18 protein-coding genes are annotated in these 15242 nt (G+C 68.1%); 7 read left to right on the top strand and 11 right to left on the bottom strand.

From position 1 onward, the window contains the following. Positions 1-45: 45 nt before the first annotated feature. On the bottom strand, positions 46-603 hold the full coding sequence (locus N536_RS43430) for a hypothetical protein (protein WP_304413324.1): 558 nt from the start codon (positions 601-603) through the stop codon (positions 46-48). 91 nt (positions 604-694) lie between these two features. Beyond that, positions 695-1138, bottom strand: a complete 444-nt coding sequence (locus tag N536_RS38255) for a VOC family protein (RefSeq protein ID WP_051574449.1) — start codon at positions 1136-1138, stop codon at positions 695-697. Positions 1139-1278: 140 nt separating this feature from the next. On the opposite strand from N536_RS38255, the gene N536_RS38260 reads away from it, so the two are divergent. Further along, positions 1279-2658, top strand: a complete 1380-nt coding sequence (locus N536_RS38260; protein ID WP_231514505.1) for a cytochrome P450 — start codon at positions 1279-1281, stop codon at positions 2656-2658. Here N536_RS38260 and N536_RS0112340 read toward each other — a convergent pair. Beyond that, positions 2605-2889: a DivIVA domain-containing protein gene (locus N536_RS0112340; RefSeq protein WP_029113879.1), complete on the bottom strand. Its 285-nt coding sequence runs from the start codon at positions 2887-2889 to the stop codon at positions 2605-2607. The two genes, N536_RS38260 and N536_RS0112340, sit on opposite strands and share 54 nt — an antisense overlap. A gap of 237 nt (positions 2890-3126) precedes the next feature. Here N536_RS0112340 and N536_RS0112345 point away from each other — a divergent pair, with 237 nt between their 5' ends. Further along, positions 3127-4215, top strand: a complete 1089-nt coding sequence (locus tag N536_RS0112345; protein ID WP_029113880.1) for a M42 family metallopeptidase — start codon at positions 3127-3129, stop codon at positions 4213-4215. Between the two features lie 10 nt (positions 4216-4225). On the opposite strand, the gene N536_RS0112350 is transcribed toward N536_RS0112345, so the two are convergent. The 3 genes from N536_RS0112350 to N536_RS0112360 all read right to left on the bottom strand — a co-directional run bounded on the left by N536_RS0112350 (position 4226) and on the right by N536_RS0112360 (position 6767). Beyond that, entirely contained in the window at positions 4226-5575 is a 1350-nt protein-coding gene (locus N536_RS0112350; RefSeq protein ID WP_036436280.1) for an aldehyde dehydrogenase, read from the bottom strand. A 69-nt stretch (positions 5576-5644) separates the two neighbouring features. Next, positions 5645-5893 (bottom strand): hypothetical protein, encoded by a 249-nt coding sequence (locus N536_RS0112355; RefSeq protein ID WP_029113882.1) that lies wholly within the window; start codon positions 5891-5893, stop codon positions 5645-5647. Positions 5894-5900: 7 nt separating this feature from the next. Beyond that, entirely contained in the window at positions 5901-6767 is an 867-nt protein-coding gene (locus tag N536_RS0112360) for an oxygenase MpaB family protein (RefSeq protein WP_029113883.1), read from the bottom strand. Between the two features lie 232 nt (positions 6768-6999). Here N536_RS0112360 and N536_RS0112365 point away from each other — a divergent pair, with 232 nt between their 5' ends. The 3 genes from N536_RS0112365 (at position 7000) to N536_RS38265 (ending at position 9170) form a co-directional block, all read left to right on the top strand. Then, positions 7000-8208: a TetR/AcrR family transcriptional regulator gene (locus N536_RS0112365; protein ID WP_029113884.1), complete on the top strand. Its 1209-nt coding sequence runs from the start codon at positions 7000-7002 to the stop codon at positions 8206-8208. Positions 8209-8504: 296 nt separating this feature from the next. Next, the gene (locus N536_RS0112370) at positions 8505-8729 is read left to right on the top strand and encodes a hypothetical protein (protein WP_029113885.1); all 225 of its coding nucleotides are present in this window, start codon (positions 8505-8507) and stop codon (positions 8727-8729) included. A gap of 9 nt (positions 8730-8738) precedes the next feature. Beyond that, entirely contained in the window at positions 8739-9170 is a 432-nt protein-coding gene (locus N536_RS38265; RefSeq protein ID WP_064751542.1) for a hypothetical protein, read from the top strand. On the opposite strand, the gene N536_RS0112380 is transcribed toward N536_RS38265, so the two are convergent. Together N536_RS0112380 and N536_RS0112385 are read right to left on the bottom strand one after the other, a co-directional pair. Further along, complete coding sequence (locus tag N536_RS0112380) at positions 9144-10118, bottom strand: o-succinylbenzoate synthase (RefSeq protein ID WP_029113886.1); 975 nt, start codon at positions 10116-10118, stop codon at positions 9144-9146. The genes N536_RS38265 and N536_RS0112380 overlap by 27 nt on opposite strands. Positions 10119-10151: 33 nt before the next feature. After that, complete coding sequence (locus tag N536_RS0112385; RefSeq protein ID WP_029113887.1) at positions 10152-10790, bottom strand: HD domain-containing protein; 639 nt, start codon at positions 10788-10790, stop codon at positions 10152-10154. 146 nt (positions 10791-10936) lie between these two features. On the opposite strand from N536_RS0112385, the gene N536_RS0112390 reads away from it, so the two are divergent. Then, positions 10937-11920 carry a GlxA family transcriptional regulator gene (locus N536_RS0112390; protein ID WP_036436126.1) on the top strand — a complete coding sequence of 328 codons (984 nt, stop codon included), beginning with the start codon at positions 10937-10939 and terminating at the stop codon, positions 11918-11920. A gap of 6 nt (positions 11921-11926) precedes the next feature. Here N536_RS0112390 and N536_RS38270 read toward each other — a convergent pair whose 3' ends face one another. From N536_RS38270 to N536_RS0112405, 3 genes are all read right to left on the bottom strand, one after another. Beyond that, positions 11927-12868 (bottom strand): serine/threonine-protein kinase, encoded by a 942-nt coding sequence (locus tag N536_RS38270; RefSeq protein WP_051574450.1) that lies wholly within the window; start codon positions 12866-12868, stop codon positions 11927-11929. 73 nt (positions 12869-12941) lie between these two features. Then, a complete protein-coding gene (locus N536_RS42580) occupies positions 12942-13793 on the bottom strand; it encodes a hypothetical protein (protein ID WP_051574451.1) in 852 nt (283 codons plus the stop codon). 56 nt (positions 13794-13849) lie between these two features. Beyond that, a complete protein-coding gene (locus N536_RS0112405) occupies positions 13850-14278 on the bottom strand; it encodes a PPOX class F420-dependent oxidoreductase (protein WP_029113889.1) in 429 nt (142 codons plus the stop codon). A gap of 69 nt (positions 14279-14347) precedes the next feature. Here N536_RS0112405 and N536_RS0112410 point away from each other — a divergent pair, with 69 nt between their 5' ends. Then, complete coding sequence (locus N536_RS0112410; RefSeq protein WP_029113890.1) at positions 14348-15241, top strand: aminoglycoside phosphotransferase family protein; 894 nt, start codon at positions 14348-14350, stop codon at positions 15239-15241. Position 15242 lies beyond the last annotated feature (1 nt).

Below are 15242 nucleotides of genomic sequence, written 5' to 3' on the forward strand. Positions count from 1 at the left end.
GGGTCGGCAATGCCACTCACCCGGGGGTCGTCGCATCAGGGCGGGTTAGCCCGCGGACACGCAGCCGAGCGCGTCGATGCAGAAGTTGGCGCCGCCAGGTCCGGCGTTCGCGTCGGCACCAGGAACCGTGGCGGACGCACCGCCGGGTCCAGCGGTGGCGCCGGCACCGGGGACGGTGGCTTCTGCGCCGCCGGGTCCGGCGTTGGCTCCGGCACCGGGAACGGTCACGCCGGCCCCATCCGGTCCGGCCACGGCGCCCGCGCCGGGGACGGTGGCTTCTGCGCCGCCGGGTCCGGCATTGGCTCCGGCACCGGGAACCGTGGCCTCAGCGCCACCCGGCCCGGCTTGGGCGCCCGCACCAGGGACGGTGGCACCTGCGCCCTCTGGCCCAGCGACGGCGCCAGCACCCGGAACGGTGGCTTCTGCGCCGCCAGGACCAGCTGCGGCGCCGGCACCGGGGACGCCCGCGACGGCGCCATCCGGCCCGGCCACCGCACACGCGGTGCCGTCAGGATTGAAGCATCCCGGGGCCGGGTCCGCCCAGGCAACCGGTGCGACGGCGATGGCAGAGGCTGCGACGCCGGAAAGGAGAACCGATGTCAAGGAGAACTTTTTGGTAACCATGTAGCCCGACTACCCACATCGGCCGGAATCTGAAACTGTGAGCGCCGAGAGATTTCCGAATTTGGCTAGGTCACGTTGATCCCGCTGCACGGCGTGCGGCGGCGACGATGAAGTTGTCCGGCGGTGTCCACGCCACCTCCCAGCAGTGGCCTTCGGGGTCGGTGAAGTAGGCCGAACGCCCTTCGAAGAACTCCGCGTCGGCGGGCTCCCTCGTCACGGTCCCTCCCGCGGCCCGCACGCGGTCGGCCAGCTGGTCGACGTCCTCGGGCCGCTCGGCGATGATCGCGACCCTGCTGCGAATGCCGCCCGTGCTGGTTTCCGGTGGCATGTTCGACTCGGCGGCGAGGCGGTCGACGGGAAACAGCGTCAGCAGGGCACCGCGCAGCGCAAACGCGGTGAACACCTCTGAGTCGAGTTGCCGCCACCCGAGCCGACGGTAGAAGTCGCGTTGTGCGGCGAGGTCACGGACGCCGAGCATGATGACGTTGGCCAACGGTGCTTGCCGGTCTTCCATCCGAGCCTCCTCGTCGTACCCGTGTTCTCCCAGTTTGTCAGGGCACGACGCGTGTTTCGCGATCCGCGTCCATGTGCCAGACGCGCGCCGTTCGTCCAGGCGCCGCCTCGTGGGTACGTGGGCGTGGTCAGTTGGGACACGTGAAGACCACCACTGTTCTCGACGCGCCGACAGCCAAGGTGACGCTGCCTCCCGGGCCGCCACTGCCGCGCGCCATCCAAGGCGCGGTGGCCTTGGTCAATCGCAGGATCGCTCTGGAAGTCCTGCGTCGACGCTATGGGTCGGCCTTCTCGCTTCACCTGCCGATCTTCGGACGTCTCGTCGTCCTCAGCGACCCACAGCAGATCCGCCAGCTGTTCCGTGCGGGGCCGGACGTCGCGGACACCACCGACGCCAATCTGGGTCGTGTCATGGGACCGAACTCGTTGTTCGCGTTGTTTGGTGACCAGCATCGAGCACAACGCAAATTGTTGACACCGCCGTTTCACGGCAGGCGCCTGGCCGCATATGAAGAGATCGTCGAACGGGAAGCCGCCGTCGAGTTCGCATCCTGGCCGCGAGATCAGACCTTTGCGGCGATGCCCTCGATGATGCGCATCACACTCAACGTCATCTTGCGGGCGGTGTTCGGCGCCGAGGGGCAGGAGTTCGAGCGTCTGCGTGAAATGCTGCCGCCCGCAATCGAACTCGGCTCGAAGCTGGCACTGGTGCCCGTACCGCAATGGGATTGGGGGCGATGGAGCCCCTGGGGCCGCTTCCGTCAGTACCGCCGCGAGTATGACGCGATCGTCGACCAACTGATCGACAAGGCGGTATCCGATCCCAATCTGAACGTCCGCGACGACGTGCTGTCGCTGATGCTGCGCAGCCGCCACGAGGACGACTCGCCGATGACACGCGACGAGATCGCCGACGAATTGATCACCCTGCTGGCCGCCGGCCACGAGACGACCGCGGCCACACTGGCCTGGTCGGTGGAGCGGCTGCAGCGACACCCGCAGCTGCTCGGCCGCCTGGTCGCCGAACTCGACGACGGATCCGAAGAACTCCTGCACGCCACGATCCTCGAGATCCAGCGCGTCCGGCCGGTCGTCGACACCACATTCCGCCAGGTCAAGGCACCCACCTTGGAAATTGGCCCGTGGACCCTGCCGCAGGGACAAACGATCGTCGCCAGCATCGGGCTGCTGCACGCCGACGAGGACGCGTTCCCCGACGCCGACAGCTTCGACCCGGACCGCTTCCTGTCCCGCAAACCCGATCCCGCGGAGTGGATTCCCTACGGCGGCGGGGTGCGCCGCTGCATCGGCGCGGCCTTCGCGACCATGGAGTTACGGGTGGTCCTGCGAACCCTGTTGCGGCACTACGTCATCGCGCCATCCGACAGTCCGGACGAAGGGCGTCGATCTCGCGGGGTGGCCATCGCACCCTCGCGAGGGGCGCAGGTGCGAATTCGACCCCGACCCTCACACGGCGTTGCCGTCGAGGGCGGCGATCGTCTCGGCGATCTCGGCGAGTAATTGGTCGACCCGGTCGGCGTCGATGCCGCGCTTGCCGAACGACGGCTTGGGAAACCGCACGCCGCGCACGTCGTCCGCGCAGATGTGGCCACGACCCTCGAGTCGCCGCGCCGCCAGTTGCAGAAAGTCCCTCACGGACTTCTCGTCGTAGCCGCGCTTTCCCCACGGCGGCTTCTCGAAGATCGCGTCCCGAACATCTTGGGCCGTCAAGGCGCTGCTGCCGTTGTCCATGGGCCAGATGGTATCGGTGTGGCCGGTGCCGCCGCCCGATCGAAGGTGTCGTCGACGAGCACGACGGAGCGCTCTGCGTGATACCCCTGGGGGTATCGATTGTCGAACCGAGCGGGCCGACCAGCCAAGCGCGATGTTTTCCCTGCAGCGCGAAAGGCAACCCAGGTGCTCGACCAAACCGGAGAAGGCCGTCAGGGCGCGTTGCGGCGTCACTGCAGGTGGTGAGGAGATGACGCCGTGACGGAGGGCGACCGTGGGCTGCGCCGCGAGCTGCTGCAGGAACTGCTGTGGACGTATGGCCCGTGTGGTCAGGAGGACGCGGTACGCGACGTCTGTCGCCGCGAATTGGAACCCTTCGTCGACGAGACCTGGCAAGACCCGGCCGGGAATCTGGTGGGCCTGATCCGGGGCAGCGGCGACGGGGCTGCGGCGATCCGGGTGATGGCGCACATGGACGAACTGTCGATGATCGTGAAGCGCGTCGAATCCGATGGCACGCTGCACGTCTCCCAGTTGGGCACGATGTACCCCGGCAACTTCGGCCTCGGACCGGTCACCGTGCTCGGGGACGAACGAACGCTCACCGGTGTGCTGTCGCTGGGCTCGGAGCACACCACGCAGGAGAGTCAGCGGATCTGGGAGACGAAACCGGACCAGGGCGACAAGGCACTGGACTGGACCCACGTCTACGTCTTCACCGGCCGAACCGCCGACGAGGTGACGGCCGCGGGGGTCCGACCAGGCACTCGGGTGTGCGTGGAGCGCAGCAAGCGGACGCTGGTGGAGGTCGGCGACTACCTGGGGTGCTACTTCCTCGACGACCGCGCGGCGGTGACCGCGCTGCTGCAGGCGGCACGCGCCATGCGCGAACGTGACCAGCTCCCAGTGCAGGACGTGTACTTCGTCTTCACCACCAACGAGGAGATCGGCGGGGTGGGCGGCTCGTATGCCAGCCGCACCCTGCCGGGCGACCTCGTGCTCGCGTTGGAGGTGGGTCCGACCGAGGCGGAGTACACCACCACCGTGAGCGGAGGCCCCATCGTCGCCTACAGCGATGCGATGTGCGTGTACGACAAGGACGTTGCCGATCGCCTGATGGACATCGCCGCCGAGTTTGACTTCTCCCCTCAGGCCGCCGTCCTCGGCGCGTTCGAATCGGACGCGTCACAGGCGAAGGCCGCCGGGCTGTCACCGCGGGCGGGCCTGCTGTGCCTCCCGACCCTGAGCACCCACGGCTTCGAAGTCATTGCGCGCGAGGCAATCCCACAGATGACGGACGTCCTCGTCGAGTTCCTGCTGCGTCCCGGCAAGGCGAACGGGGCGTAACCACCCGCGGTCAGCCGCCCGGCGGTTCCCAGTGCACCACCTTCATGGCAGTCATCTCGTCCATCAATTCGGGGCCGAACCCGTAACCGCTACCGCTGGCGCGGCGTGGTTCCGAGGCCCCGCCCGGCGCGCCGCCGAAAACGGCATTGATCTTCACGGTGCCCACGGGAAGGCTTCGCCACGCCGTCTGCGCGTTGGCCATGTCCCCCGTCAGTACCGTCGCGGCCAGTCCGTAACGGTCGTCGGCGGCCTCGGCGAGTGCCGTCTCGAAGTCCGGGACGACGCGCACCGGGGCGACCGGCCCGAACGTCTCCTCGCGGAAGACGAGCATGTCGGGCGTGCAGTCCAGCAGCACGGTCGGCGGATAGTACGAACCGGGACCGGGCCGCGGCTCACCGCCGACCAATACCCGCGCTCCCCGATCGACGGCGTCGGTGACGTGCCGGTGCACCTGCGCTCGCTGCCGCTCGTCGACCATCGGACCGATCCGGGAGGCCCACGCCCTGGCCTCGTCGACCAACTCGTCGACGAACGTGCCCGCCACCGCTTCGACGACGTAGATCCGTTCCACCGAGACGCAGATCTGGCCTGCGTTGGCGAAGGCTCCCATGGCGGCCTGCTCGGCCGCCCACCGCGGCTGCACTCCGGCGTCGACGATGAGGGCGTCGTTGCCCCCGTTCTCCAGCAGTGCCTTGGCGCCACGTTCGGCGCAGGCCCTGGCGATGTCGCGACCCGTGGCGCTGCTGCCCACGTGCGCCACCACGTCGACGGCGTCGGCGGCGGCAAGCCGGGCGCCCACCGTGCCGTCCCCGTCGACGATCTCGAGCACCCCCACGGGGAGGTGGCGGGCCACCAGTTCGGCGAACCGTCGACCGGTGCGCGGACAGCGTTCACTCGGTTTGTGCACGACGGTGTTGCCGGTGACGAGCGCAGCACCGAGCAGTCCGGCCGCCACGGCGACGGGGTCGTTCCACGGGGTCAAGACGGCGACGACGCCGCGCGGCTCGGGCACCATGAGATCGGTTGCGGCCCAAGCGCCATTGAGGCTGCGACCGCGGTGCAGTGGCCCGAGTTCGGCGTACTGCACCAGGGTGTCGACACCGGCCTCGATGCCGCCAAGTGCGTCCGCGCGCGGCTTGCCGGTCTCCCGTTCGTTGAGTTCGGCAAGCTCGTCGGCGGCGGCCCGGACGTCGGCTGCGGCAGCGGTCAACGCGGCGGCCCGCTCCGCGGCAGCGGCGGCGGCCCAGGTGGTGCTGGCCGCACGCGCCCGTGCGACGGCGTCGTCACACGTCGAGGCATCGGCGATGGGCACGCGTGCGACGGTGTCACCGGTGCGGGGGTCGAGAACCGTTAATTCCATGATCTGAGGCACGGCTTCGTGTACCCGCGTCGCGGCGCGATCAACACCCGAGTCGATCCGTGTCTCGCGTCAGGCAGGACAGGCGTCGGTGAGCAACAGCATTGCCGGCCACAGCGCCGTCGCCTGGACCAGTGCCACCACATCCGAGCCGGCGGGAAGCACGGTCTCCCACCGCGTCTCCAACTCGTGCAACTGCTCGGCGTGCAGGAACGCCCACACCAGACCGATGACGACGTAGGGCAACGCGAGCCACATCGCGGCTTCGGCGAGCGCTTCGACGCTCACCCGGTAGTTCAGTACTCGGCGCAACAGATCCATGGTCTCCTCAGATCAGCGACTCGTGATGGCGGACGCGGCGGCGCACGTCGGCAAGCAGAAGGTGGCTGCCGCCCTGGCGGATGAACCCGGGCAGGAACCGATTCGCGAAGGCGACGAGCAGGAACAGCGTCTCGAAGTTGCGCTGCCTCGCATCGCTCCAACGCAGGCCCAGCGCGTCGCGGAACACCGGAGCCAGGAACCCGGCGGTGAGGAACTTCAGCAGCGGCCGGAACGGCACACGCAAGAGCGGATTGATCATCGTCAAGTCCAGCAGATCAAGCAGGTAGGCGCGAACGTCGTCGTCGATGGCGATGCGACGGCAGGCCGCGTCCCAGTACGCGTCGAACGCGGCGCGGGTCGGCGGCCACTGGTCGTCGGTGACCTGCAGCGTGGTCCCCAGCGGCCACGCGGACCGGTAGAAGCCCTCGGCCTGTTCGGTGGTCATCTCGCCGCGCAGCAGCTGATACGAGTCCTCCAGGCCGACATACAGGCACGCCGCGACCCACATCTGCAGGTCGCGGTCAAAGGCGTTGTACGGCAAGGGACTTGCCGGGGTCGACCGGGCATGGCGGTGGGCGCCGTCTACCGCCGCCCGCATTGCGGCGCGGTCCTGTGCGGAGCCGAAGACGGCGACGGCGAGGTACTGGAACGTCGTGCGCGCGCGTTTCCACGGGTGCTTGAGCAGGTTGCCCGAGTCGACCGTGCTCTCGACGACGCCGCGCCCCACCTCCGGCCAGGACAGCTGCATGATCACGTTCGCAGCACCGGCGGCGAAGGCCCAGAAGTCCATCGCATCGGTCACGTCGACCGGACGGTCGGTCCAGCGGGCGGTGCGCCTGCCGATGCTGATCCGGGCACCACCTACCTCGGACATGTCCGAATCCCCCATCTTGGACACCGGCTGACGCTTGCGGACCAGCCGCGTGCGTGCAGCGTCTCACGACAGCGCTCGACGCGATGGCGATTAAGTGAATCGCGATTCCGCGGCCAGTGGAAGCGATGATCACTATGGCGCAGCGGTCCGATTAGCCAAGTTGTCACTGATTCGGATGACCAGAGCTACCGTGATCCCCATGTCCACCACGCGCCGGGATGCCGACCTCGGCGTGCGACGGCGGCCGAAGGACCGCAAGGCGCAGATCGCCAAGGCGTCGGTCGACGCGTTCGGCGACCAGGGCTATCACGCCGTGAGCATGGAGGACATCGCCTCCCGCGTGGGAATCTCCGCCGCCGCGCTGTACCGGCACTCCCACAGCAAGTACGACCTGTTCCGCGACGCCGTTCTGGCGCTCGGTCAGCAGCTCGTCGACGCGACGGCGTTCGCCGACGGACGTCCGGCAGATGCCGAAACACTCGACGAGCTGATCAAGGCGCTGATCGACACCACCATCGCCAACCGAACGGCGGGCGGCCTGTTTCGCTGGGAAGGCCGATACCTGCTCGGCGATGACCAAGCGGCGCTGGCGAATCAGATCGTCGTCGTGAATCGGCGGGTGCAGCGGCCGTTGCTGGCGCTGCGGCCGAAGCTCACGTCGCGCCAGCGGTGGACCTTGTCGGCCGCGACGCTGAGTGTCATCGGAAGCATCACCGATCACCGCGACCCACTCGCCGTGACCGAGATCCGAGCCGCGCTCGCCGACATGGCCGCCGGAATCCTGGCCGCCGACCTGCCTTCCGGACGCGGCCTGAACCGCGAACCAGCCCCTGCGCCGAATCTCGCTACCGTGGCGGGCAACTACGAGGTGCTGCTGCACGAATCCATGCGCCTGTTCAACGAGCGCGGGTACCGCGAGACGGGTATGGAGCACATCGCAGCTGCCGTCGGCATCCCAGTCTCGAGCATCTACCGCTACTTCCCAGGGAAGGCCGCCATCCTGGCTGCCTCCTATCGGCGTGCAGCCGACCGGTTGTCCGCCGACCTCTCGCAGGTCGTCGCCACCACGAACGATCCGCGGCTGGCGCTCACCAAGCTCATCGACGCATATGTCGGCCGCTCCTTCGCCGAACCCGAACTGGCCTACGTGTACTACACCGAGCGGCACAACCTACCGCGGGCAGATGCGTTGGCGCTCTCCAGCCTCCAGCGTTCCACCGTCGAATCATGGGCCCGGCTCGCCGTGGCGGCCCGACCCGGGATGAGTCTCGGGCAGGGGCGTTACGCCGTACACGCCGCCTTCGCTCTCGCGGTCGACGTGGGCAGACTGGTCCACCCCGATAGCAGTCCACGTGCCCGATCGACCGTTCGGCGCCTCATGGAAATCACGTTGCTGGGCACGCCGACGCCGACCGCTAGACCCGGACGTAAAGACGACTGACCGGAATCGCTGAACACTTCCACGTCGTCCACGCGCTAACTGCGCTGAAAGTGGGAAGCCCGATCACCGCGAGAATCCGTGCCTCTATGGCACGTATCGCCGATCCACGCATGTGGACAGTCCACGCGTTTCTCCCAAATTGGACACCAAGCGACGGAATCGTGATTAACATCGGCAGGTGGCTGGGTGCCCATTGCCAGCCTTGAGCTCGTCGACATGCGCGGGGAATGTCGACGAGACAACGAGATGCGTGACGCCGATTGCGGGGCGTAGACCTCCCCGACGGAAGGCATGCCATGATCCCGAAGTTGCGCCAGGCGTTGAGTTACCAACTCACCATCGCGGAGCTGATCGGCATCGGCCTGCTGCTCGGCACCCCGTACCTGATCGTCGGCGTGATCTGGTCGGCAACACACACCGAGCACTTGGCGACCATGACCGGTGCCGACCTGGTGGTGTCGTTTCTGGGCTCCATCGCGTCGTGGCCGGTGCTGTTGTTCTCCAATGTCTGCATGACGTGAGGAGCAGTCGTGTCCAACCGAAACCTCCTAACCGCCGCGGTCGCAGTCGTGCTGCTGGTCGGCGGCCTGCTGGCGCTGCACTTCCCGGTTTACATCGATGCCTACGATCGGTGGGGCTGGCGGATCGAGTGTGGTGACGGTTACGGCGCCGACCTCGGCCAGGCAGCGATCGCCGATCAGGGTTTCGATCCCGCGAGTGGCGAACCGCCACCGGCTGCCGTCGCAACGGGCAATGCTGTCTCAGCAGGCAATGATTATGTGGGCCAATGCAATACGGCGCTGGCGATTCGTCGCGCCTGGGCCATCCCCCTTGCAGTGCTTGGCTGGTTGGGCCTGAGCGCGCTGGCCTTCGGCATGCTTCGGTCACGAGAGGCCCCGCCGCGCTCCGCGGCAGATGCGAGAGAGCTCACGCGGTCACAGGACAGCGCGGACCGTTCGTAGCCGCTCTCGCCACCAGGCGACCCTGTGGTGGTCGGTGATCGCGTACTGCCGGAGGAAGCCGGCATCCGGGGCAGGCGGCATCGGCGCGACGGGCAGCTGGCCGTCGACCGGAATCAACGAGCGCGTCCCGGCAACCAGATCGCCTGCCAACAACGACCTCGTGCCGAGGCTGCACGCGAAGCGCAGTTCCGGTAGCGCACCGGCGAGCGCGAGGCCCGCCGACAACCCGATGGTCGTCTCCAGCGCGGAAGCGACGACGCACGGCAGCCCGCATGCCTCGGCGACCACCAGCGCGCGACGAACTCCACCCAGCGGCCCACACCGCAGCACCGCGACGTCGGCGGCGCCAACCAGCGAGGCCCTCGGCGCACCGCCCGGCTGGATGGGTACGTTCGTGGCGATCGGAACGTCGACTCTTCGCCGGACGGATGCCAGCTCCTCGACGGTGCGGCACGGCTGCTCGACGAACTGCAGTCCGCCGGCCGCCTTCTCCAACGCCGTGATCGCCGATACGGCGGTGTCGACGTCCCAACTCCCGTCGGCGACACAGCGAATCGCGCCGCTCCCGCCGAGCGCGTCGCGCACCGCCTCCAACCGAGCGATGTCTGCGGCGATGGCGCCGGGCTGGCCGGCAACGGCAACGTCGGCGGTATGGCATCCGGAGGTCGCGGCGATTTCGTGCGCCCTGGCAGGATCGACCGCAGGCACCGTGACGGCGATCGGAACCCTCCCCCGCACCGGGTCGGGCCAGCCAACGGTGCCGGTCTCGATGGCCGCCGTCAGCCACCGCGCGGCCTCGCGATCGTCGCAGTCCACGGCTGGGCTGAACTCACCCCAGCCCTGCGGACCCTCGATCAGCATGCCCTCGCGCACGTCGGCGCCGAGCACCCGATCGGTCACGGGTATGGCGAACAGCGGCGCGTCGTCGAAGTCGATCAGTGTCTTCACCAATGGACGACGTTACTGTGCGCCGCATCGCCGTCACTCGGGCCAGGCCGAATTCTTGATCACCTCGACGAAGTCCATCCGGCGGAACCCCGGCAGGAAGTGTTCGAGGACGTCGGCGTTGACCGTGCCGAACGTGGTGTCGGGCCGTTGGGCGAACCCGTCGGTGAACGCTTGCAGGATCTCGTTCTTGAAGTTGGGCCGCGGGTGTTCGGCGGTGACGGCGTCGATGTCTGCGGCGTCGATCGCGTCGAGTCGGATGCCCAGTACGTCGGTCTCGACGCCCGCGGTGGTCGCCGCGATCACCGGGTCCATCTCGTACGGCACCTCCGGCGTGGTGTGCAGGGCGATCGCGGTCCACACCACGGCGGCCTCGGCTGCCGAGAATCCACGCGACACGAGGAAGTCGCGCGCGGCATCCGCGCTGTCCATCTCGAACCGCTGCTCGGTCCCCCGATATGGCGACACCAGGCCCGTATCGTGGAAGAGTGCCGCTACGTAGAGCATTTCGGCGTCCGGGCTGATGCGCAACCGCCGCGACTGCAAACTGCCGAACAGGAACACCCGCCGCGAATGATGGAAGATCAACTCATTGGTGGTGTCACGGATCAACGCGGTGGCGTCCCGGGCCAACGCACTATCCGGGATGCGAACCCCCGCAATGACTTCAGACATGTCTCGATCCCCTTTCTGAGATGCACGATGTCGAGCGATTCCGCCCGGCTTACTCGACTATCGGTCTCAGGAGGCAACTGCGGCAGTATGCACAAGGTCATGAAGGACACGGATGTGGACACGCGTGGCCGAAGGGCGCAGGCCTGATGACCCCAGAAACCGCCCCTGAAACCCACCACGTCGTCGTCGTCGTGCTCTACGACGGTATCCAGATGCTCGACGTCACCGGCCCGGTCGACGCGTTCACTTCAGCCAATGCGCTTGGCGCGCATTACCGCATAGTCCACGTCTCGATCACGGGCAGTGACGTCGTCGCGAGTTCCGGTACGCGCCTCGGCGTCGACACCGCTGCCCATCTGCTGACGGACCGCATCGACACCCTGCTCGTTCCCGGAGCCCCCGATTGGCAGGCCAGCATCACCAACACCGATCTGGTCGACGCCGTGCGGGCACTGGCGGAACGCAGCCGGCGCACCGTGTCCATCTGCGCGGGGGCGTTCCCACTGGCGGCGACGGGGTTACTGGATGGTCGGCGCGCCGCCACGCACTGGAAGTTGGCGCGTCAACTCGCCGCGCGCTTCCCCGAAGTCGAGGTCGACGCCGCCGCGATATTCGTCACCGACGGCACCTTCACGACGTCCGCAGGCGTCACCGCGGGAATCGACCTCACGCTGTCGCTCATCGAACAGGACCACGGACCGGCACTGGCGCGTGACGTCGCCAGGGATCTCGTCGTGTTCATGGCCCGCCCCGGTGACCAATCCCAGTTCAGCGTTCGGCTGGAAGCCTTGCCCACCAACAACTCCGTCGTCCGCACTGCGATGAACGCGGTGACCGCGGACCCGCGCCGCAACCACACGCTCGCCTCGCTTGCCGCGGCCGCCGGGGTCAGCCCACGACACCTGTCGCGCATCTTCCTCGCCGAAACCGGCCACACCCCACAACACTTCGTCGACCGCACCCGGCTGGAAGCCGCGTGCGCGATGCTCACCAGTGGGCAGGCGTCCCTCGAAAACGTCGCCGAACGGACCGGAGTCGGTTCGAGTGAATCATTGCGCCGGCTGTTTCAGCGCGAACTCGGCCTCACCCCTGGCGCCTACCGCAAGCGATTCAAGACGACCGTTCGCTGACGCCGTTCATCCTGCGAGAGGGGCGATTTCGTCGACGCCGACGGGTGGCTCCAGAGGCGCGGTCCTGGGACCGGACTCGGATCTCGCTGCTCTCGGGACGACGGCACGAGCCAGGTGCCCGACCATGGACGTGGGCGCGCGGTAGCCGTGCAGCGCCGCCCGCATGTCCTCGGCGGATTCGAACCGCAGACGTGGATCGCGCGAAAGAGCCCGCTCGACCACCGCTGCCAGGTGCGGATCGACATCGGGGCGCAACGTGCGCAGTGGCGGCGGGTCGTCGTGCAGTATCGAGTGGACCAGCGGACCGACCTCGTCGTCCGGTTCGAAGGGGCGCTGCCCGGCAAGCGCCTCATAACCGACGACGCCCACCGCGTACAGGTCATCGGCCACGGACGCCGGTGCGCCGTTCAGGCGTTCCGGGCTGAGGTAGGCGATGGTGCCGACCAGCTCACCGGTCGTGTGGCTCATGCCTGGCGACGTCGCGATGCCGAAGTCGGCGACCTTGATCTCATCGCCCGACTCGGTGAACAAGATGTTGGCGGGCTTGATGTCTCGGTGCACGATTCCCGCCGCATGAGCCGCGGCCAATGCCGACAGCACGTGATCCAACACGGTGCGGACCCGCGCCTGCTCCAGTGGTCCGCATGCGATCGCGTCGCGCAGGGTGTCGCCCGTCAACCGCTCCATGACGATGTAGGGCGCTTCGCCGCGCTCGCCGCAATCGTGGACGGCGACGATGTGGGGGTGGCTCAAGGCGGCGGTGGAGCGGGCCTCGTCCTCGAAGCGCTGGCGGACTTCGGCTTGGGTTGGCGGCGACGAACGCAGAGTCTTGATCGCCACCGGCCGACACAACCGGTGATCCCATCCGTCACGCACTTCGGCCATGCCGCCACGACCGAGCAGGCCGCGTAACTCGTAGCGGTCACCGAGCAACTGCCGGCGCTTCATGCCCGCCAGAGTTCCCTGCCAGACGCTTATGAAACCCTTAATTTCGGTCCCGGGACGCCCAAGGGCAGTCGAGTTACCAGGGTCCCCATCCGCCGCCGGGGGCGTCTCCCGGAGTCGAGGAATTCCGGTCTGGCGCCCGCGGCGGCGGCGGGGTCGCACTCATCGGTTTGCGAGTGACCGGCGTACGCGTCACGCCGATCTCGGGCATGTCGGACTGCGATGGCGCGGACTGACGTGGCGGCGTGTACCCGCGGGTGGCCGGCGGCGCGACTTCCGCTGGCGGAGGCGGTGGCGGCGGGGGTGGCAACGGTGGCGGTGGAGCGATGGCCGTCGTCAACTCCGGCGCCACGCTGGACGGCACAGGAGCGGCACTCGTGCGGTTGGTCGGCGACACCGTCGTCGACTCATCGACGTCGGCGGCGGGACTGCGCAAGATGACGAGCACGACCGTCACGGCCAGAGCGGCAACCACCGCTGCGCCCACTCCGGCCAGCACTCGCTTGGAGCGGTACCGCGGCCCGGCTGAGGAGATCTTGAAGTCCCAGGCGCCGCTGCTGGACAACTTGGTTTGCCAGGACTCGCTGGGCGGCATCCCGATTCGGCCGTTGCGCGGCGCCAGGAGGCCGGTCCATTGGGTGTCCTCGGGACCGTCGCGCCCGACGTCTCGCACGTCTTCGTGCGCCTGCACGGCGAGCTCCACGGTCGACGTCGGCTCTACGGCCTCCATGATGACGGGCCACCGGTCGGTGTCGACCTCGGGGTCGTGCCACGGTTGAACCTGGGGTTCTTCGGTTGTCAGGTCACCGGCGTCAGGCGATGGAAAGGGCTCTGCGACCAGCGCACTGCCGTACCACCCGTCCTGGTCGTCGGGGTTGTCCAACTCGCTTTCGAAGTCCAGATCCCCGAGAATCTTGCGCTCGGTCACGCATCAATGCTAACGCCACCGACGTCGCGGCAGCCGATTCGCTGGGAACCCGTCGCTCAGCGGATCTTCTCGCCGTACACGCGCTGCACCGTCAGCGTCATCAGCACCCTGCGGTCCGACACCATCACCGACCGGTACTCGTCCCAGTCCGGATGTTCCCCCGCGGCCGCGCGGTAGTAGTCGACGAGCGCGTCGACTTCGGGGCCGTGCGGGTCGGTGCCCGGGCCGACGAGGCTGACCGCCCCCTCCGCCGTGGCCCACGCCCAACCGTCGGCACTCGTCACCTCGAGCGCCGCACGGGGATCGCGCCGCAGGTTCGCGGTTTTGGCGCGACCGTCGGTCATCGACACGTACACCACGTCGGATTGCTGGTCGTAGAACGGCGTCACGGGCGACAGCTGCGGAAGCCCGTTGGCCTTGATGGTGGCGAGGACGCCGATTCGGGATTGGGCCAGCAGGACACGCGGATCGAAGGGCGCAGTCATGTGTGACGCAACCTACCGCCCGGAGCAGGCATTCCCGCGAGGAGAAAGTCGGATGCAACGATGGATCCGATGATCGAGCTGCCCACCGCCGTGCGAAAGATGGCCGCACGTGGGCCGGAGTGGGCGACCTGGATCGAGAACCTGCCCAAACTCGTGCAGAGTCAGATCGACGAATGGGAGCTGAGTGCCGTCGGCGCTCCCACCCACGGATACTGCTCGATCGTCGTGCCCGCCCGCGCCCCGAACGGTGCGGCGGCCGTGCTCAAGGTTTCGTTCCCCGACGAGGAGTCCGAACACGAGCACCTGGCCCTTCGGCGGTGGAACGGCAACGGTGCCGTCCGGCTGCTGCGGGCCGAGCCGCACCGTCGAGCCCTGCTTCTCGAGCGGCTGCACCCCGAAAACCTCAACGACCTCTGGGACGTCGAGGCCTGCGAAGTGGTCGCCACGCTCTACCGACGCATCCACGTACCCGCACTACCTCAGCTCCGCACGCTCCCGCAGCTCGTCGAGCAGTGGACCAACGACCTCACCACCCTTCCGCGGAGTGCGCCACTGCCGCGCCGGCTCGTGGAGCAGGCGATCGCTCTGGGCCGCGATCTGGGCACCGACACCGCGAGCATCGGCACGCTGATCCACGGCGACCTGCACTACGAGAACGTCCTTGGCGCCGATCGTGAACCGTGGCTGGCGATCGACCCCAAACCGCTCAACGGCGATCCGCATTACGAGATCGCCCCGATGCTGTGGAATCGCTGGGACGAGCTCGCCGGCGACACCCGCGGCGGTGTGCGGCGCCGGTTCTACGCGTTGGTGGACGCGGCAGGCCTGGCCGATGACCGTGCGAAAGCCTGGGTGGTGGTCCGGATGGTGCACAACGCCATGTGGGAGTTGCAGGACAGCGCCGAGCCCGACCGCGACTGGCTCACCACGTGCGTGGCCGTCGCCAAGGCCGTCCAGGACTGAG

It is taken from the genome of Mycobacterium sp. URHB0044, assembly GCF_000620625.1.
In the GTDB taxonomy this organism is placed as follows: domain Bacteria; phylum Actinomycetota; class Actinomycetes; order Mycobacteriales; family Mycobacteriaceae; genus Mycobacterium.